Consider the following 18,517-nt stretch of genomic DNA (forward strand, 5'->3'; position numbering starts at 1 on the left):
GGGGGGATCAGCGCGTGAAGCGGGACAGGTTGAGCACGTAGCAGGTGATGCCGAAGCAGGCGGGCTGCGGCGCGGCCTGGTTTGGCGGGAGGGCCTCCTCGGGTTTGTCGGGGCTCATGGAGAGGAAGTCATGCCCGTGGAGCTCCTCCAGCAGGGACAACATCTTCCTCGTGATCTCGACGAAATCGGGACGGTGGGGCTCCTCGACGATGAAACGCCCCCACGTCTGGCAAGGGATGACGTAGTAATCGCCGGCGCGTGTCGTCTGGCTCTCGCCGTTCGCGGCGCGCACCGTGCCTTCTTTGGCCTGGATGACGATGTCGTAGGGGGAGAGCTTTCGCCCGCTCCCGTTCTCCCGGAAGGGATCGACGCTGATCTCCATGTCGGCGAGCTCGGGGAGAATCTTGATGTTCTTCTCGCAGATCACGTACACCCCGACGTCTCCCTGGAGGAAACGCACGAAGGCGCCGGGCTTGCCGGTCTGCTCGAGCTCGACCACCTTGTCGCGGATCGCCTTCGGGATCTCCTTCTCGCTCCACCGATAGGCGTCCTGGGTCCAGGCGCTCGACTCCACCTGGTAGACCGGATCGGCCTCGCGGTTGATGGTGAAGACGAAACCCCTGCGATCATCGATATGCGTAATTTGGCACGTCATGTTCGTTCTCTTTCTTTCGTTCCGATGCAATGGACACACGATCGGTGTCCGAGGCCGCTTCGTTGGGCAAACGGGTGCCGTGCGGCCGTTCAACGGCACCCGTCGAGTCTAGGATTTGGCTTGGCCTGCGCTCAGCTCACGCGTAGCCGAGCTTCCGGAGGACGCGGAACGCCGCGCGGAGGTCGCTCACGGCGCGGTCCTCCTGCTGCTCGGCGAAGGCATCGATCGCTTTCACGAGCACGGACTCAATCGGCGAGGGCAGGCGCTGCTGATTCGGTGCGAGCACGGCCCGAAGCTGCTCCACGGCCCCAGGCAGGTCTCCGCGTGCGAGCAGCGCAGCGAAGAGCGGCAGTCTGGCCAACCATTGGAAGGGGAACGCGAGCTCACCGATGAGCTGCCATTGTGCGAGCGCCGCGCACCCGAGCCGTTCGGCCTCCGCGCAGTCGTCGTTTCGGCGCGCGACCCACGCGAGGTTCGCCAATGCCACCCCGATGTACTCGCGCATCTGCCCCTGCCGGGCCAGCCGGAGGGACTCCTCGGCGCGCTCCCGGGTCAGCTCGGTCTGGGCCTGCCGCCGCGAGATGACCGCGAGGTAGGCCGCGCTGCGCGTCTGGAACTCGTGATACTCTGCTCGCTTGGCACCTTCGAGCACCTGGAGCATCTGGAGGTCGGCTTTCCGGAGCCGCACGCCGAGCCACAGGATGATTCCGAAGTCGAATTCAGCGCCGAGGAGGTCATGCACGTCGCGCCCCTTCCGCGCAGCGGCCACGCTTTGCCGCATGCAGCGCAACGTCTCCTTGGACACCCGGTATCGCTCACATCGGAGGTTGAGCATCGCGCAGCGGTCGTAATAACGCGCGCGGATCTGCGCCGTGCCCCACGCCATCACGTCCGGCTCGACGGCCGCGCGCAGCGCGGCGAGCGCCTGCATGTTGCCTTGGAGGTAGTACACGAAGAGCCGCTCCATCTGGATGCGCAGCCATTCGTTCCACCATGCCCTCGTCCGCGGAGCGCCCGCGAGCGAGGCTTCGGCCCGCTGGTACAACACGAGCGCCAGCGACAACTGCTTGCGGGCCTTCCACGTCTCGCCGCCCTTGCGGAGCCGCCGAGCCCGATCCATGGGCGTGGCCGCCGGGTTCTCGGCCAGCGCCGCATCGTACGCCGAGAGGGCCTCTTCGTGGCGGGCGGCGAGCGCCAGCATGTCGCCTCTCGACTCCAGGAGGCGCGCGAGCTCCGCAGGCTTGCCTTTCGTGTGCGGCGCGCGGCGACGTGCCAGGATGGCCGCCTCGTAGAGGTGAATGGCGTTCGCGTTGGCGAACGTCTCCCGGGCGTGCGTCGCAGCCTGGGTGAAGTATCGCGCGGCCTTGGCGTGCAGACCTGCTCGGTCGAAATGGTGACCCAATTCCGCGGCATGGGTCTTCACCCTGCCAAACCGCGCCTCCAAGACTTCGGCGGCCTGGCGGTGGAGCAGAGTGCGCTTGCTAGGCTCGATCCGCAGATAGGCGATCTCCGCGAGCTTGCCGTGGGCGAACCCCCACGACCCATCCCGTTTGGGTTCGAGGATCCCCCGGAGCGTCAGCGCATCGAGGACCTCCGTGGCCACGTCGCCGTCCTGCACGCCCGCGCGGAAAAGCTCCTCGTCGAACGTCTCCCCCAGCACCGCGGCCCACGCCGTGAACGCCTGCCCCTCTGCGTCCAGCCGATCGAGCCGCCCCGTGATCAGCTCCTCCACCGTATGCGGCAGCGGCAAGGACGCCATCTCCTTCGCCGCGCCGAGCGCATCGAAGCCAAAGTTCCCTGCGGCATCCCGCCGAAGGATTCCCCTCTCGAGGGCCGCGTGCAGGTACTGTGCGACGAAGAAGGGGTTTCCGTTCGCGTGCTTCGTGAGGGCCTCGAGGACGGCGCGGGGCGGCTCGCGCGTCGCCAGCATGCCGACGGCGATGTCGGCGATCTCCCACGGCTTCAGCCGGTCGAGCGGCATTGCGTCGACGCCGGGCATTTTCAGCAGAGCGTCGACCTCGACGCGCGCGGCCTCGCTGCGGTACGTACCGATGAGCAGGACGCCGCAGGTCAAAGGCTCTGCCTTCGCGAAGGCATCGAGCACGCGCAGCGTCAGCTCGTCGGCCCATTGCAGGTCGTCGAGCACGACGAGGAGCGGCTCGCGCTCGCCGAGCGCGACGAGGACCCCGAGCATCGCGGCGATCACGCGCGCCTGGGCCTGTCGCGGCGGCAGGGGCGGCGGATCCTTTTGCTCGGCCTGTCCGGGCAGGTCGAGGAGGGAGGGCTCATAGGGCGCGAGGATCCGGCCGCGCGGGCCAAAGACATGCTCGGCGTCGGCCTGCGAGTTCCGCACGCGGTCGGCCGCGGCGCGCAGGAGCGGCAGGAGCGGGGCGAGCGGCCGCATCCCGACGGTCGCGCCGTCCTTGCCCGCGCTGACGGCCTGGCATTGCGCCGTGAGCACGTTCATGCGCGGCTGTGCGGCTCTGACGAGCTCCATCATGAGCCGCGTCTTGCCGAGGCCACTCTCGCCATGTATGAGCATGAGGCCGCCGCGGTGTTTGTTCTGAAGGGACTCCACGGCGCATCCACAAAGGGCCATCAGGTCCTTGCGTCCCTGAAACGGCGGGCGGTAGAGGTAGGGCCGAGCGCGCGGGCCATCTTCGTCGGCCTCGGCGCCCAGGGCGATGAGCTCTGCGGCGACATCCGCGGCATACCCCATGCGTTTGGCTGGGTCCTTTTCGAGCAGCCGGAGGATGAGCTTCTCGAGCGCCGGAGACACGCCCGGGGCCCGGCGCGAAGGCGGGATGAGCAACTCGTGGACGTGCTTTTCGGCAGTCGCCTTGTTGGAGGCGCCGACGAAGGGGGGCACACCCGTCGCGCACTCGTACAGAATACATCCGAGCGCGTAGAGGTCCGCGCGCGCGTCGACGAGGTTGCCGCTGAACTGCTCCGGCGCCATGTAGAGCGGAGAGCCGGCCCACGGCGGGACATCGAGCTCCTCGCGCGCGGGGGCGCCGGCGAAGTGTCCCGCGATCCCGAGGTCGATCAGCACGGGACGGTCGCCCTGCAGGAGGACGTTCTGGGGCTTGAGGTCGCGGTGTACGAGGCCCTCGCCGTGAAGGAACGCGAGGGACACGCAGAGGCGGCGGATCAAGGTCAGCGTCGGGCGGAGCGCGCGCGGGGACCGCGTCGGCAGCAGGCGCAGGTGATCATGCAACGTGGGGCCCTGAACGAAGGGCATGGCGATCCAGGGGACGCCGTCGTCCGTCACATCGTCTGCGAGGATGGGAATGAGGCCCGGGTGCTGGACGCGCCGGAGCATGCGGATCTCGCGGCGGATGGAGGCGACGTAGGTGGGGTCCGCCGCCTTGATCGTCTTGATGGCCACGACCTCGCGGCTGTCGACATGCATGGCCTTGTAGACCACGCCCATGCCGCCCTCGCCGAAGGCTTGGGCGTCGATCGTCTGGTAAGGCCCGAAGAAGAGGGGAGGGACCGGTTCCGTCTTTCTGTCATCGACCATGGCAAGGCACGATGGTACCGTGGTCGCGTACTGCGTAGAACCCCCAACCTCCGACGACGAACCAGAAGGCAGGGGCATCGTCGCGGAGAGATCACTCGCGTTCATGCCGGAGGCGATAAGCATGAGCCATGCCGTGCCTCGACAACCCGGTTTTACGGGGAAATGCGGGGGGTGACCGGGACAGCCGGCCAAGTTTGGCCGGCCATCGGCCAAACTTGGCTGGGGCTACTTCCGCGGCGGCCTTCGGACCGGCTTCTGGGGAGCCTCGATGCCGAGCTTCTTGATCTTGTTGCTCAACGTGCGGGCAGGGATCCCGAGGATTTCCGCCGCCCTCGCCTGCACCCCCTCGGCCTCCTGGAGTGCGTCTTCGATCTGCTGCTTCTCGGTCCGCGTCAGGTCCTCCTTGAAGCGGCCGCCTTTCGCGCCCTGCTTCTCCGGTTGCCCCTCGCGCATCAGATCTTCTGGCTGGATCAGATCCCCCTCCGCCAAGATGACCGCCCTCTGGATGACGTTCTTCAACTCACGGATGTTTCCAGACCAAGGATCCGCGTGGAGCAGGGCCATGGCCTCGTCCGAGATTCCTTGCGCACGCCGACCAGGCTCCCGGCTCACCTCCCGGAAGAAACGCTCGGCGAGCCGCGGAATCTCGTCCCGACGCTCGCGCAAGGGAGGGATCTTGACCACGATCGTGTTCAGTCGATGGTACAGATCCTCCCGAAAGCGCCTCTCGGCGATCATTGTCTCGATGTCGCAGTTGGTGGCGACAATGACGCGCACGTCGACCTTCGTGGGGGTCGTCGAGCCGACGCGGGTGACGAGGCCGTCCTGTAACACGCGCAAGAGCTTGGCCTGCGCCTGAAGCGACAGGTCCCCAATCTCGTCGAGGAACAGAGTCCCTCCGTCGGCGTCCTCGAATGCACCAATCTGCCGCCTGTCGGCGCTGGTGAAGGCGCCCTTCTCGTGCCCGAAGAGGAAGGCTTCGACGAGGTTCTCCGGAATAGCAGCACAATTGAACGCGTGAAATTTGTTCCTCGCCCTCCCACTGCTTTTGTGAATGTGATTGGCAAGGACGTCCTTGCCCGTGCCGGTCTCGCCAAGCAGCATCATGGGGACGCTCGTCGGAGCGGCCAGTTTGACGATGTGAAGCGCTTGCTTCATTTGCTTGCCGAAGATGGGGGCGTCATCGACGTTGCTCTCCTCCTGCACATCCATCGCCGGCTCACCGGGGCGTGCATGATTCAAGTTCCCGAGGGCCATGCCGATGATCTTTTCGACGCTGCCGGCGACCGGGAAATAACCTCCACCCACGCAGCGCGCGCTGTACGGCGCAGGCATCTTCTGGGCGAGCTTGGTTGCTACCTCCCTGGCTTCCTCCATGTTCCTCTCCGGAAGCATGATCAGTGCGATCGTGGGCGTATAGAGACACAACCGATCGATGGGGAGGAGGTGCTCCCGGAGGCGCGTCACCCACGCACCCGTCGGCGCGTCCGCGGCTTCCTTTTCGCCCGCGCGCACCGCGAGGACGGCAAAGAATCGGCGCGAGAATCGAGCTCGCTCGAGCTCCTCGGCGAGATGGCCGCGGAAAGCCGGCTCGCCAACCAGGCCCGGATCCTGCGCCATGCCGAGGGCGAGCACCAGCACGTGAACCATCCCCAGCATGACGTCGCCGCCGAGGGGAAGCGTCGTACTCTGGACCCACTGCCCCGCGCGCCACGTCCCGTTCTTGGAACCAAGGTCCTCGACGAGGACCCCCTCGTCGAGGAGCGTGAAGCGCGCATGCTCGTGGGAGAGCTTCGGATCCTGAATACGCACATCCGCCTGCGGACCTCGGCCCACAATCAGCGCCCTGCCAGGCGTGAGAGGCGCCGGGTAGAACTTGTCGAGGGAGAAGATCATCAGGGTGACGCCCGCCCGCATCGGGGGAGGGTCTCCTGATCCGCCCAGCGCCATCGGCTCCGTGCTCGTCTGTCCCGTTCCCTCGCTCTGCCCTTCGTCCTGCATCTTCTCGGTCACGCCTACCCCTCACACACCAGCCCCACGCCGGAACACAAGCCTCTACACCGATTCGTGCCCCCTGTCAGATTCCTTGCATGTCAAGCGCCAAAGTACACGAACGGACTTCACTTCATGGGAGAGGGTCCAGAGCTGCACTGAGCGCCGCGCAGGAGTAAGACGTCCGCAGGCAGACGCACTCAACCCGGTTGGCCCCCCGCGACACTCCCGACGTCCTCGTCTACGTGAACGGCCCGCGCCGCGTGCTGCTCGCCATCGAGGCGAAGATGTACGAGATTGTCGGTCCGAACGATCACGTGGGAAACATTGCTCGATGTCTACGCGGACGTGGGCGCGCCGTATTTCGTCGAGGTGCTGCGGGTGGCGCTGGCACGCTACCCAGCCCTCCTGGCCAAACGCGAAATGGTGTTCGGCGCGAATGCGGAAGCCAGGTGGACAGGCGAAGAGATCGTGCGGCAATACCAGGCAGGGACGCTCACGCACCCGTGGATGGGACGACGCAATGGCCTCGCGGGTGCAGAGCTCCGGGAGGACATCACGTCGGGCGCGTGGCGGACGGTCCGGTACGAATGCAGCTCGAAGGGGGTCGACAACCGGAACTGGTTCGCCGTGGCCGAGTTCGTCGCCAGGGTGCAGCCGGCGGTCGCGCCCGGGGGCGGGTGATACCTCTTCACGCGGAGCAGGAAACGAGCGTGGTATCCGAGCACGCGTCGGGTAGGCCGGGGAAGGGGTTGCCTCCGCCGGTCTACCCGACGAACCTCCCCACGCGCCTCCTCGAACAACGCCTCGGCTTCACGTCCCCCGTGCGTCCCCGCACTCCGTCTCGGGCCCGCACGAGCAGCGCGCATCCGCATTCCGGCCGACCCCCGAGACGTGTGCCGCAGTACCCGCATCATCTTCCATCTTCCCTTGGTCTGCCCCGTTCGACTAGGATGCGACCGTGAGCTCAGATCTGCCTGCATCGCGCGAGGGGCGCCGAGCGGCGTTCGTTGGGTTCTCTGCTGCGACGCTCGTCGTGCTGGGCATCTACGTCGGCAGCCGCAGGTTCAAGGACTTCGACACCGCGCTCGTGCCCTACGCGGCCGCGGCCGCGTTTGCCGCTTGCGCGCTCGGGTACCGATACGCCATGTGGCTCGGGCGTCCTCCGACGTACCGCTACTTCCGACAGACCCTCTCGCTCCTCTTCACGCCGGGGAAGATCCTTTCTCGGTGGACCGCCCTCCTTCGGGGCGCTTTCCGGACGGCCGGCTCGCAGCGCTTCGTCTACCGCCGTTCCCCGCTCCGCTGGGCCTCGCACCTTTGCCTCATGTGGGGGTGCCTCCTCTCGTTCGCGATCACGTTCCCGCTCTCTTTTGGCTGGATTCGGTTCGAGACGGCACGGAACTCCCAGGATGTGTACGAGGCGTTCGTCTTCGGCGTGCGCGTCTTCCGGACGAGCCTCGACAGCCCTCTCGCGTCGCTCTTGTTCAACGCGCTCGTCGGCTCGGCAGGGCTCGTGATCGTCGGAGTCATGCTCGCGCTCTATCGGCGCGGGCGCGACCGTGGTGTGCTCGCCATCCAGGACGGCGCGGCGGATCTCGTGCCGCTCGTCCTGCTCTTCGCGGTCTCCGCGACGGGGCTGCTCCTCACCGTTTCGACGCAGTTCATGAACGGCTACAAGTACGATTCGCTCTCGCAGGTGCACGCCGTGACCGTCGTGCTTCTGCTCCTGTACGTGCCCTTCGGCAAGCTGTTTCATCTCGTGCAGCGGCCGACGCAGCTCGGCATTCACGTGTATCGCGAGGTCGCGGCGGCGGGGGAGCAGGCCACGTGCGTGCGTTGCGGGGAGCCGTTCGCCTCCGCGATGCAGATCGCGGATCTGAAGCGAGTGCAGGCGGAGGTGGGGATTCGGTACGCGCTCCGCGCGGGCAAGCATTACCAGGATGTCTGTCCGCCGTGTCGCAGGAAAAACCTCGCCTTGCTCCAGGACGGGCTCTGGCGAGACGCGCGGCGCCCGAACGCCCGCGAGGAGGCTTGATGGCGAAGCTGCCGATCGCAAGCGAGCGGCTCATCGACGAGTTCGGCCCGCACCCGTACAGCCTGCCGCCCGGCGGTTTCTCCGCGGTGGGCGAGCCGGATCGTGTCGTCGAGACACACTGCTGCTTCTGCGGGCAGCAATGCGGGATCAAGCTCAAGGTCAAGGACGAGAAGATCGTCGGCTTCGAGCCCTGGGAAGAGTTTCCATTCAATCAAGGAAAACTCTGCCCCAAGGGCGTCAAGCGATACATGCAGGACGAGCACCCGGATCGGCTGAAGACACCCCTCGTGCGCGCGGAGGGCCGGGGCTTCTCGCCGATCGGGTGGAGCGAGGCGTTCGACCGCGTCGCCCAGGCCCTCCGGCGCGTGCAAGAGGCGCATGGCCCGGATTCGGTTGCCGTGCTCGGAGGCGCGTCGCTGACGAACGAAAAGGCGTACCTCGTCGGCAAGTTCGCGCGTGTGGTGCTGGGCACGGCAAATGTCGATTACAACGGCCGGCTCTGCATGGTCTCCGCGGCGGCGGCGTCGAAAAAGGTCCTCGGCATCGATCGCGCGGCGAACCCCTGGAGCGACATTCCCAAGGCCGAGGTCATCCTCATCGCCGGGGCGAACGTCGCCGAGTGCGCGCCCATCACGACGGATTACCTCTGGCGGGCGCGGGAGAACGGCGCGAAGATCATCGTGCTCGACCCGCGGATGACGCCCATCGCGCGCACGGCCGATCTTTACATCCCCGTCCGGTCGGGCGGCGACATCGGCGTCTTCAACGGGATGCTCCACGTGATGCTCGAGCGCGGGTGGATCGACCGATCGTTCATCGCCGAGCACACGACCGGGTTTTCCGAGCTCGAACGGGTCCTCGCGAAGTACACGCCCGAGTACGCCGGGAAGATCGCGGGGATCCCTCCCAAGCTCATCATCCGCGCGGCGGAGCTCTGGGGACCGGCGAAGTCGAGTTTTTTGCTCCACGCGCGCGGCATCGAGCACCACTCCAAGGGCGTCGACAATTGCATCGCGGCGATCCACCTCTGCGTGGCCACGGGCAGGATCGGCAAGGAGGGCTCGGGGTACGCGATGATCACGGGCCAAGGCAATGGCCAGGGCGGGCGGGAGCAAGGGCAGAAATGTGATCAGCTCCCGGGTGCGCGCGACATCGAGAACCCCGAGCACCGCAAGCACATCGCATCCGTATGGGGCATCGACGAAAAGACCTTGCCGGGCAAGGGCATCTCCGCGATGGAGATCTTCGAGGCCATCCACGCCGGCAAGATCAAGGGCCTCTTCTCGCTCTGCTTCAACCCCATGGTCTCCCTGCCGAACCAGGGGTTCATCCGCGAAGCATTGGAAAAGCTCGAGTTCTTCGGCGCGGTCGATTTCTTCATGTCCGAGACCACGCGCCACGCCGACATCCTCTTGCCGGGCTCGCTCATGGAGGAGGACACGGGCACGACGACGAACGTCGAGGGGCGCGTCATCCTGCACAAGAAGGTCGTTGATCCGCCGGGCGAGGCGCGGCAGGACTGGCGGATCCTCTGCGGCCTGGCCGAGCGCCTCGGGCAAGGCGAGAAGTTCCGATATGGTTCGCCGCAGGAGATCTTCGAGGAGCTCCGCGTCGCTTCGAAGGGCGGCATTGCCGATTACGCTGGCATCACGTACGAAAAAATCGAGAAGAACCACGGCGTGTTCTGGCCGTGCCCGTCGGAGGACCACCCCGGCACACCGAGGCTCTACGAGGGCGGCATCTTCGGGCACGCGGACAAGAAGGCGCATTTCCAGCCCGTCGAATGGAGGCCCGCGGCCGAGGAGCCGGACGAGGAGTACCCGATCGTGCTCACGACGGGCCGGGTCGTCGCCCATTACCTTTCCGGCAACCAGACGCGGCGGATCGGCGGCCTCGTCCGGCAGACCCCCGACCCGTATTGCGAGATGCACCCGCGGCTCGCGCAGAAGCTCGGCGTCTCGGACGGCGAGCCAGTCGAGGTCGAGAGCCGGCGCGGCTCGCTCGTCGTGCGCGCCATGATCGTGAACACCATCCGACCCGATACGGTGTTCGTTCCTTATCACTGGCCGGACGAGCGCGCGGCGAACAGGTGCACGATCCCTGCGCTCGATCCCGTCTCGAAGATCCCGGAATACAAGATCTGCGCGGTCCGCGTGCGTCGCGCTGCGGACCAGACGGACGCTCGGGGCCTGCGCCCCACATCCCGAGAGGGGGCGCGTTGAGCGAGCGGGTGCTCTTCATCGATTACGCACGTTGCATTGGCTGCCAGGCTTGCGTGCAGGCCTGCGAGGAGTGCGATACACACAAGGGGCAGGCGATGATCCACCTCGAGACCATCCGCCGCCGCGACAGCGTTCAGACGGCGCCGCAGGTGTGCATGCACTGCGAGGACCCGATCTGCGCGCGCGTCTGCCCCGCCGACGCCATCAAGCAGACCCCGGACGGCGTCGTGCAAAGCGCACTCGCGCCTCGTTGCATCGGCTGCTCGAATTGCGTACTCGCCTGTCCTTTCGGCGTGCCGAAGTATTTCGCCGAGATCGATCAGATGATGAAATGCGATCTCTGCTACGACCGCACCAGCATCGGCAAGAAGCCGATGTGCGCGACGGTTTGTCCCTCGCAGGCGCTGTCGTTCATGACGAACGACGAATTCGAGCGGACGCGGCGCGGCGTCGCCTTGAACCAATGGGTCTTCGGCGAGGGCGAGGAGGTCCGGACCAAGGTCTCCGTCGTCGTGCCGCGCGGGCGAGACCGCGTGCACGTGGATCTCATCGAGCTCGGCGGCCGGCCGAAGGTGGCCGAGCCTGACGATGTGGCGGCGCTGCTCTCGGAGGACGGCTGATGGCGGAACACGACGACACGAGCGAAGGCAGGCGAGAGCGCTGGCGTGAGGATTTTCCCATCGGCACGCAGGACGATCGATATGTCGCGCGACGCGAGTTTGCAAAATCGCTGACCATCGGCTCGGCGCTGCTCGTCCTCGTCAACGGTGCCATCGCCGCCGTCGCCCGCTGGGTGCGAAAGCCGGCGCAGATGGGCGAGGAGTCGCGGATCGGCAAGGCCTCCGATCTCCCGACGGGCGGCTCCATGCTCTTCCGCTATCCGACGGACGAGGACCCTTGTATCCTCGTGCGCACGCGGAGTGGCTCGTTGCGCGCGTATTCGCAGGTCTGCACGCACCTCTCCTGCGCCGTCGTGCACCAGCCGCAACAGGACGAGCTTCTTTGCCCTTGCCACCGAGGGCGCTTCGACGTGAACGACGGCCGTCCCGTCGCAGGCCCGCCTTTGCGGCGCCTGCCTCGGGTATGGGTCGAGCAGCGCGGCGACGATGTCTTTGCCGTCGGGAGGGACAGCTAGTGCTCTCCGGCCAGGGCTCGACGCTTTTCTCGGGCATCAACGCGATGATCGGCATCCTCTCCGCCATCCAGTTATGGCTCGTCGCGGCCTCGCTCGAGGCCCTTTACAGCAACGACCTCGTGACGCCCCAGGCCGCGTTCGTCGCTTCGTTCATCCTCGCGCTCGTCAATGCGCTGCTCTGCCGGCACGCGCTCTCCTTTGATCGCAGGCGGCGGGAGGAGCGCCGCGCCTCGTCTCTGCGGAGGGATCGGAGGGTAGGCGCGTCGTGAAGCGGATCCCAAAGAGCATCTGCCTTGGGCTGGGTCTGTCCGTGTTCGCCTCTTCGGGGTGCGGCGGCGGGCGTGGCGACGGCAAGCTCTCGCCGCAGGAGATGACCGACACGCTCTTCGCGGTGATCTCCGCCAATCGCGAGGCATACGCGACTGCGGTCGTCGACCGGCTTCAGTATCAAGAGCAGATCATGGAGGCCAAGGAACATTTCCGCGAGGAGAAGGCGCTGCCCTTGCCCGCGCAGATGCTCCGCATGAGCGCCGAAACGATCAACCAGAACAAGGACGCGCTCTTCAGCTATGCGCTCCTCTCACCCTGGCCGCTCAACAAGCAGAACGGCCCGCGCACGGAGAGCGAAAAGGTCGGCCTCCGGAGGGTCGCCGAGACGGGGAAAAGCCATTACACCGAGGAGACGATCGGCGGCAGGACGTATTTCTCTGCGTATTATCCCGACAAGGGTGTCGTCGAGGCTTGCGTCAAGTGTCACAACGATCACCCGGACAGCCCGCGGAAGGATTTCCGGGTCGGCGACATCCTCGGCGGCATCGTGATCCGAGTCCGGATCGACGAGTGAGCGCAGAGCCCATTCCACCAGCAGGAAGGACTCCTGCGCCGGCTCTTCGCGCATTTCTGATCGTGCAGGCGTACCTGCGTGGACATCGTCATGATCGGAAACGGAGCTCCCCTCGTCGTCGGGCCGATCACGCGGTACGCCGAGGTGTGGTGTGTGAGCGACCGGAGTCCGCGCCGCGGCGTTGCCTCAGCAGGCCCGCCGAAGTAGCTCGACGACCCGGTCGACGAGGATCCCTTCATTGCGGAAGAACCGGTCCTTCGAGCCCGGCTCGGGGATCCAGCCGCCGCTATGGTGCACGGCGACCAGCCGCCACTCCTTGTCGAAGACGGGCGAGCCCGAGGAGCCGGGGAGGGTGTCCGTCAGGTACTGCACGCGGCCCTCGCCCACGTACACCACCAGGTTGTGGAAAAACGAGAGCTGTTTCTGGTCGCCGCCGGGGTGCTGAATGCGTTGACCTGCTCGATGGCCCCTGCCAGATCGCCCCGCTCGAACAGCACGGCGCACAGCGGCATTCTGGCCACCCACTGGAAGGGAAACGTGCCCATGCCAGGTTTCCCTGCGCGACCCCGACGTACGCCTGCGCGTTCTCTTCTTGGGAGAAGAGGAGGCTCTCCTGCGCGCGCTTCTCCGTCTGCTCGACCCGGCCCTGGGCCCTCATTACCGTCGCGAGGTAGATCGAGCAACGCGTCTGGAGGTCACGAAGGTGATTGTTTTTGGCCTCGGAGAGTGTATCGATCAGCTCGCGCTCGGCCTTCGCATGCCTGCCGCCCATCCAGTGGATGAGGGCGAGGTTGAACCGCGCCCCGAGCAGCTCGTTTGCATCGCCAAATCTTCGCGCGGCGGCCACGCCTTTTCGGGCGTAATGCGACGTCTCGGCGGAGTACGCATACCGCTCCAGCCGAAGGTTGTGCTGCGTCAGCGCTGCGAAGTAATGCACGCGCACCTTGACCGTCCCCCATGCTTCCATCACCGGCTCGATCGCAGCGCGAAGCCGGGCGGTCTCCTGCACGTTGGCCAGTTGGTAATGGATCGAAATTCGCTCCAGTTGGATCCTCAGCCATTCGTTCCACCACGCCTTCGACCGCGGCCCCTCCCCGAGCGCTGCCTCCGCATCGTCGTACTGCGCGAGCCCCTCGGGCAAGGCTACCTTCAATTGCCAGGCCGTGCCGCGCTTGCGCAGCCGCCGAGCTCGGTCGACAGGCCGCGCTTCCGGGTTCGCCTCCAGCGCGGCGGTGTACGCCGCCCGCGCGTCCTCGTACTTCGCAAGGAGCGTCAGCGCATCCCCACGCCGCTCGTGGAGACGGGCCATTTCGGCCCGCCTGGCCTCCGTGCTCGCCGTCTCCCGCAGCGTGGCAAGAGCCGCCTCGTAGAGGGGAAGGGCGCTGTTGACATCCGGGGCGCACACCGCGGCCCTGGCAAAGTACTTGGTGGCCTTCTCGTACATCCCCGCGCGATCGAAGTGGTGCCCGAGCGTCGCCGCCTTCTCCTTTGCTCGCCCGAAACGCGCCGCGAGCGCCTCCCCCGCGCGCAGGTGCCACGCGGCCCGCGCCTGCAAATCGATCCGCGCATAAGCGATCTCGCGGAGCTTGTCGTGGGCGAAGCGCAGCCGGCCGGCCTGGGTCACCTCCAGGATCCTCCGCGCCAGCAGCATATCGAACGCCTCGATGGCCGCGGCCTTGTCCTTGGCGCCTTCGACGAGGAGCGCCTCGTCAAGATCCTCCCCCAGCACCGCCGCCCATTGCGCGAGCGCCTGCCCCTCAGCGTTCAGCCTGTCGAGGCGGGCCGTGATCAGCTCCTCCACCGTCTCCGGCAGCGGCAGCGAGGCGATGGCCGCGCCGGCGCGATGGGCGTCGAAGCAAAATCGGCCGTCGAGATCCCGCCGCAAAATGCCCCTCTCCAGGGCGGCGTGGAGATACTGCGAAACGAAAAACGGATTGCCGTTCGCCTGGTGCACGAGCGCGTCGAGCACGGCGCGGGGCGGCTCGCGCTGCGCGAGCATCCCGGCCACGATCTTGACCACGCTCCCGGCATCCAGCCGCTCCAACGCGAGGGTCGAGACGTGCCTGTGTTTTGCCAGTTCGCAGATGACGGGGCTCTCTTCCTCGCTGCGGTAGGTGGCCACGAGAAGGGTCCCGTACTGGGCGAGATCGGCGTTTGCGAAAGCTTTGAGCACGTCGAGCGTCAGGTCATCGGCCCATTGCACATCGTCGAGCACGAAGAGAACCGGCCCTTGCGCCGCAAGCGCCCGGAGCACCTCGAGCATCGAGCGGACCACCCGCGCGCGTGCCTTCTCCGGCGCCAGGGGAGGGGGCTCCGGCTGTTCGTCCTGGCCCGGCAACTGGAGCAGCGTGGGCTCATAACGCGAAAGGATACGGCCGCGGGGTCCAAAGACGTGATCCGTTCCCTCCCGGGAGTGCCTCACGAGATCGGCCGCGGCGCGCAGCCAGGGACGGAGGGGCGAGAGCGGGGCTGCGCCCGCGCCGGGGGAGGGGCACGTGGCCGTGAGCACGTTCATCGTGAGGGCGGGGTCATTGCGCAACCGGTTGACCATGGGACCGAGCTCCATGACCAGCCGGGTCTTTCCCATGCCGCTCTCGCCACGAACGAGCCAAAAACCGCCGCGCCTCTCGTGCGCCACGCCGTACACCGCCTTCTCCAGCGCGGCCTTGGCCTCTTTGTGGCCTTCAAACGGCGGCCGATACAGGTAGGGCTGCGACGGCGGCTCGGGCTCTGCCTTGGCGCCCAGGGCGACCAGCGCCGCGCCGACATCGACGGCGTAGCCCAGCCGGTCCTCGGGGGCCTTTTCGAGCAGCCGGAGGATGAGCGTGTCGAGCTCCTGGGGAAGGTCCGGATTTTGGTGCGAGGGCGGGCTCGGCGGGAGGCAGAGGTGCTGAGCGCAGACGACGCTCGTAGGCCCTACGAAAGGAGGTTTGCCCGTCACGCATTCGTGCAGGATGCAGCCGAGCGCATACAGATCTGCGCGCGCGTCGACGAGCTCGCCCCGGAGCTGCTCGGGCGACATGTACGCGAAGGTGCCCGCCCACGTCCCGATATCGAGCTCCTCCCGGCCGGCGGCGCCGCCGAAACGCGTGGCAATCCCGAGGTCGACGAGCACCGGGCGATCGTCGTCTTGGAGGAAGACGTTCCCGGGCTTCAGGTCACGATGCACCAGGCCCTCGCCATGCAGGTAAGCGAGCGGCGCACAGAGGCGGCGGACCAGGGTGAGCAGGTGGGCCAACGCGGGCGAGGCGGCTCTATTTGTCGAAAGCGCGTGAAGGTGGTCGTGCAGGGTGCGCCCGCGGAGGCGCTGCATGGCCATCCACGGCACCCCGTCCTGGTCCCCGTGGTCGACGACGGGCACGATCCCCGGGTGGCGCAGCCGCCGCAGCGCGCGAATCTCGTGGCGGATGGCGTCGAGGTCTTGGGAGGACGCCGCCTGCCCGTGCAACGTCTTGATGGCCACGAGCTCGCCGGTATGGACGTGCGCGGCCTCGTACACCACGCCCATACCGCCCTCGCCGAGCGTCGTGCCGGTCGTCTGATAGGGGCCAAAGAAGGGAGGGGGAGGGGGAGGGGGCGCTTTCAAAGACGGTTCGCTCATGGTAGGAGGCCAGGTGCGCGTGGAGTCAGGCCCTGTCGTGTCCCCAAGCTCCAGCGGCAGGGTCGTCGATACGTCGCTCGCGCTCATGCCCAGGGCGATATGCACCGCGCGTGCCGCCTCCCCCGCTGCGGATTTCCCGGAAAAACGCGGGGGTGGTTGGTCGCGTTGATCAGGTTTGACCAACGGGTCTGTCAGATCTGATCAACTCTCCTCCGGCTTGGGGGGCTTGATGCCGTACTCCTTCATCCGGCGCTGCAGCGTCTCGTAAGAGAGACCCAGCTTCTTTGCCGCCATGCGCCGATTCCAGTTCGTCTCGTGTAACGCCACCAGGATCCGCTGCGTCTCGAGCTGTCGCTTCTGTTGCTTCGTCTCTGCCTTCAACCCGCCGACCGATGGCGTCGCCGGCTCGGGCTGCACCAGGCGTACGGCCTTCGGCAAGTCCTCGGGCTGGATCAGGTCTCCCTCGGCCAGGATGACCGCTCTTACCGCGACGTTCTCCAGCTCGCGCACGTTGCCCGGCCAGCGGTGGCCGCGGAGCTGGGCCATGGCCTCGGCCGAGAAGCCCTGCACGTTCCGGCCATTCTCCCGGTTGGCATTTCTCCGAAAAAGCTCCGCGAGCGGTTCGATCTCGTCTGCCCGCTCGCGCAGCGGCGGGACCTTGACGACGATGACGGTCAGCCGGTAATAGAGGTCCTCACGGAAGCTGCCTTCGTCGACCATTTCTGCCAGGTCCCTGTGCGTCGCCGCGACGATCCGCACGTCGACCTTGTGCGAGCGTGAGGATCCCACGGGGGTGACGGCCTGGTCCTGGAGCACCCGGAGCAGCGTCTTCTGCGCTTCCGACGACAATTCCCCGATCTCGTCAAGGAACAGCGTACCGCCATCGGCCTCCCTGAAGGCGCCCAGCCGATCCTTGTCAGCGCCGGTGAAGGCGCCCTTCTCGTGGCCAAACAGCTCACTCGAGATGAGCGATTCCTGAATCGCGCCGCAATTGATGGGGACGAACGGCTTCTTTGACCGCGACCCGCTGTCATGAAGGCGTTTGGCCAGCACCTCCTTGCCCGTACCGGTCTCGCCGAGGAGGAGCACCGAGGCGCGTGCCTCGACCACGCGTCGCAGCAGGTTCAGCGGCTCCTGCATCTCCTCGCCGAAGATCGGGCCTTCGCCGCCGTCGCTCCCTTCCCGCGTACCCAGCGCGGGCTCCCCTGGGCGCGCCCGACTCAGGTTGTGGCGCGCCACCTCGATGAGCTTGTCGGCCTTGCTCGCGTCGCCTGGATGAAGTGCCATTCCCACGCAGCGGGGACCGATGGCCGGCGGGGCCCCGGCGGCGATGCTTCGCGCAACCCTCTGCGCCTCGGCCGCGTCGATCTCCGGGAGCAGGATCAGCGCGATGTTCGGCACGTAAAGATACTTTCGATGAATCCTGTCCCGAAGATGCTGTTCGAGACGCGTTACCCACGTCCCCCTTGGCCCCTCGGCCGCCTCCTTCTCTCCCGGGCTCACCGCGAGGACCCCAAGGGACCGGCCCGAGAACCGGATTCGCCTCAGCTCCTCCTCGAGCTGGCGTCGGAAGGTCGGCTCTTCGACCAGGTTCGGCTCGGCGGTCATGCCGAGGGCGAAGACCCGCACGATGACCGTGGCCAGGTAAATCTCGTCGCCCGGCACGAGCTTCGCGCTCGGGACCCGCTGCCCCGCACGCCAGACGCCGTTTCTGGACCCGAGGTCCTCGACCAGCACGCCATCCTCGTGGAGCGTGAACCTCGCGTGCGTGTACGAGAGCTGGGCCTCGTAGATGCGCAAGTCCGCCTCCTGGCCTCGGCCCACCACCAGGGGCTTTCCCGGTTCGAGCTGCGCGCGTTCGAGCCCGTCGCGGGTGAAGAAGACGAGTTTGACACCCACCGATAAAGGAGGCGCAGCAGGCGCGCCCGGAGGCATCGGCTCCGTGCTCGTCTGATCAGGTACGTCGTTGTTCTTTTTCGTGGTCATGGCAGCGTGGCGAATCCTACAAAATCCCGCCATACAAGTCAGCTTTTCGTGACGAACCTCAGCATCTCCCCGTGCTGGGTGAGCGTGCGCTCCTCGACGGCGACGCGCGAAGGTCCCCGAAGAGCACGCAAGGTGTTCGTCACGCACGAGCGTCACGACCGGCACGAGCGCCATGGATACGAAAGCGTGGCCCGTCCCATACCCCCGACGAGCCCCTCTCGCGGACGCCTGGTCCCTGTCACGATCCCCAACGACGTCGAGCTAGGTCGGACACGGGAGCGTGGGGGGGCGCAGGCGAGGACAGGTGAACGGGGACACGAGGGAGCGCGCCGAAGGGACGAGGCCGTGTCTCTGGAGACTCGAGATCGTGCCCTTCGGGCTTCGAGGCGAGCTTTCTGGAACACGGTCCCGAGGGGGGTGGGGCACGACGCCGACGCCGCGGGGCCACGGGAGCGTGTCTCCGGAGGCGCGAGGCCGTGCCGTCGCTCCTTCGATCTCGACCAGCCGACGAACGACGACGC

11 protein-coding genes and 2 pseudogenes are annotated in these 18,517 nt (G+C 66.8%); 7 read left to right on the forward strand and 6 right to left on the reverse strand.

The genetic code is table 11. The annotated features are described in order from the left end of the window. Positions 1 to 7: 7 nt before the first annotated feature. The 3 genes from QHF89_RS11885 to QHF89_RS11895 form a co-directional block, all read right to left on the reverse strand. Positions 8 to 655 carry a hypothetical protein gene (locus tag QHF89_RS11885; RefSeq protein ID WP_136969448.1) on the reverse strand — a complete coding sequence of 216 codons (648 nt, stop codon included), beginning with the start codon at positions 653 to 655 and terminating at the stop codon, positions 8 to 10. A gap of 136 nt (positions 656 to 791) precedes the next feature. Next, the gene (locus QHF89_RS11890) at positions 792 to 4,178 is read right to left on the reverse strand and encodes a serine/threonine-protein kinase (RefSeq protein ID WP_284720388.1); all 3,387 of its coding nucleotides are present in this window, start codon (positions 4,176 to 4,178) and stop codon (positions 792 to 794) included. Between the two features lie 225 nt (positions 4,179 to 4,403). Next, positions 4,404 to 6,191, reverse strand: a complete 1,788-nt coding sequence (locus QHF89_RS11895) for a sigma 54-interacting transcriptional regulator (RefSeq protein WP_136969450.1) — start codon at positions 6,189 to 6,191, stop codon at positions 4,404 to 4,406. A gap of 276 nt (positions 6,192 to 6,467) precedes the next feature. On the opposite strand from QHF89_RS11895, the gene QHF89_RS11900 reads away from it, so the two are divergent. The 7 genes from QHF89_RS11900 (at position 6,468) to QHF89_RS11930 (ending at position 12,409) form a co-directional block, all read left to right on the forward strand. Beyond that, complete coding sequence (locus tag QHF89_RS11900; RefSeq protein WP_136969451.1) at positions 6,468 to 6,854, forward strand: hypothetical protein; 387 nt, start codon at positions 6,468 to 6,470, stop codon at positions 6,852 to 6,854. A 277-nt stretch (positions 6,855 to 7,131) separates the two neighbouring features. Then, complete coding sequence (locus tag QHF89_RS11905) at positions 7,132 to 8,208, forward strand: MFS transporter (protein WP_136969452.1); 1,077 nt, start codon at positions 7,132 to 7,134, stop codon at positions 8,206 to 8,208. Further along, a complete protein-coding gene (locus QHF89_RS11910) occupies positions 8,208 to 10,430 on the forward strand; it encodes a molybdopterin oxidoreductase family protein (RefSeq protein ID WP_136969453.1) in 2,223 nt (740 codons plus the stop codon). Before QHF89_RS11905 ends, QHF89_RS11910 begins: the two co-directional genes overlap by 1 nt. Continuing rightward, a complete protein-coding gene (locus QHF89_RS11915) occupies positions 10,427 to 11,050 on the forward strand; it encodes a 4Fe-4S dicluster domain-containing protein (protein ID WP_170229361.1) in 624 nt (207 codons plus the stop codon). The genes QHF89_RS11910 and QHF89_RS11915 overlap by 4 nt, the downstream gene beginning before the upstream one ends. Beyond that, positions 11,050 to 11,565 (forward strand): QcrA and Rieske domain-containing protein, encoded by a 516-nt coding sequence (locus QHF89_RS11920; RefSeq protein WP_136931712.1) that lies wholly within the window; start codon positions 11,050 to 11,052, stop codon positions 11,563 to 11,565. The genes QHF89_RS11915 and QHF89_RS11920 overlap by 1 nt, the downstream gene beginning before the upstream one ends. Then, positions 11,565 to 11,834: a DUF6755 family protein gene (locus tag QHF89_RS11925; RefSeq protein ID WP_136969454.1), complete on the forward strand. Its 270-nt coding sequence runs from the start codon at positions 11,565 to 11,567 to the stop codon at positions 11,832 to 11,834. Before QHF89_RS11920 ends, QHF89_RS11925 begins: the two co-directional genes overlap by 1 nt. Further along, positions 11,831 to 12,409 carry a Tll0287-like domain-containing protein gene (locus tag QHF89_RS11930; RefSeq protein WP_284720389.1) on the forward strand — a complete coding sequence of 193 codons (579 nt, stop codon included), beginning with the start codon at positions 11,831 to 11,833 and terminating at the stop codon, positions 12,407 to 12,409. The genes QHF89_RS11925 and QHF89_RS11930 overlap by 4 nt, the downstream gene beginning before the upstream one ends. A gap of 354 nt (positions 12,410 to 12,763) precedes the next feature. Here the strand turns inward: QHF89_RS11930 and QHF89_RS49955 are convergent. The 3 genes and pseudogenes from QHF89_RS49955 to QHF89_RS11940 all read right to left on the reverse strand — a co-directional run. After that, positions 12,764 to 12,934: pseudogene (locus QHF89_RS49955) on the reverse strand (hypothetical protein); the annotation flags it as partial. Between the two features lie 1,636 nt (positions 12,935 to 14,570). After that, positions 14,571 to 16,097: pseudogene (locus tag QHF89_RS49960) on the reverse strand (serine/threonine-protein kinase); the annotation flags it as partial. A 114-nt stretch (positions 16,098 to 16,211) separates the two neighbouring features. Next, positions 16,212 to 18,170 (reverse strand): sigma 54-interacting transcriptional regulator, encoded by a 1,959-nt coding sequence (locus QHF89_RS11940; protein ID WP_136969457.1) that lies wholly within the window; start codon positions 18,168 to 18,170, stop codon positions 16,212 to 16,214. Between the last annotated feature and the right edge of the window lie 347 nt (positions 18,171 to 18,517).

Origin of the sequence: Polyangium sorediatum, from assembly GCF_029946465.1 — a bacterium.
In the GTDB taxonomy this organism is placed as follows: Bacteria; Myxococcota_A; Polyangia; order Polyangiales; family Polyangiaceae; genus Polyangium; species Polyangium fumosum.

Coding starts and splice junctions, on each gene's coding strand:
- QHF89_RS11885 (WP_136969448.1), bottom strand. CDS start 655: ATGACGTGCCAAATTACGCATATCGATGATCGCAGGGGTTTCGTCTTC.
- QHF89_RS11940 (WP_136969457.1), bottom strand. CDS start 18,170: ATGGCGCTCGTGCCGGTCGTGACGCTCGTGCGTGACGAACACCTTGCG.
- QHF89_RS11890 (WP_284720388.1), bottom strand. CDS start 4,178: ATGGTCGATGACAGAAAGACGGAACCGGTCCCTCCCCTCTTCTTCGGG.
- QHF89_RS11910 (WP_136969453.1), top strand. CDS start 8,208: ATGGCGAAGCTGCCGATCGCAAGCGAGCGGCTCATCGACGAGTTCGGC.
- QHF89_RS11920 (WP_136931712.1), top strand. CDS start 11,050: ATGGCGGAACACGACGACACGAGCGAAGGCAGGCGAGAGCGCTGGCGT.